This is a genomic window from Streptomyces lushanensis (genome assembly GCF_001700515.1).
Lineage (GTDB): Bacteria > Actinomycetota > Actinomycetes > Streptomycetales > Streptomycetaceae > Streptomyces > Streptomyces lushanensis.
The window spans coordinates 287-522 of the sequence record NZ_MAUD01000616.1; the positions used below are offsets into that span (position 1 = coordinate 287).

Below are 236 nucleotides of genomic sequence, written 5' to 3' on the forward strand. Positions count from 1 at the left end.
CAGATCTCCTCGATGTGCCCGCCGAGCAGTTCGGCGGCCGTACGGATGTCGAATGTCAACGGCGAGTAGTTGAGCGAGATGAGACGGGTCCAGCCGTGCCGGGACAGGGACCGGCGCAGCATCACGAAGACGGAGCGGTTGTCGACGAGGCCGTGGAGCAGTACGACAGGCGGCCGGGCGCGGCCCTCGGTGGGGAGCTGCGGCGTTTCGGGCGGCAGGGGCGCGGCGCGGCGCTC

At 70.8% G+C, this 236-nt stretch carries 1 protein-coding gene; it reads right to left on the reverse strand.

Annotation, left to right across the window (positions count from 1 at the left end; all coding sequences use genetic code 11):
- Positions 1 to 236: esterase/lipase family protein (locus tag BFF77_RS37520; RefSeq protein ID WP_425424460.1), on the reverse strand; the 236-nt coding region annotated here is incomplete at both ends.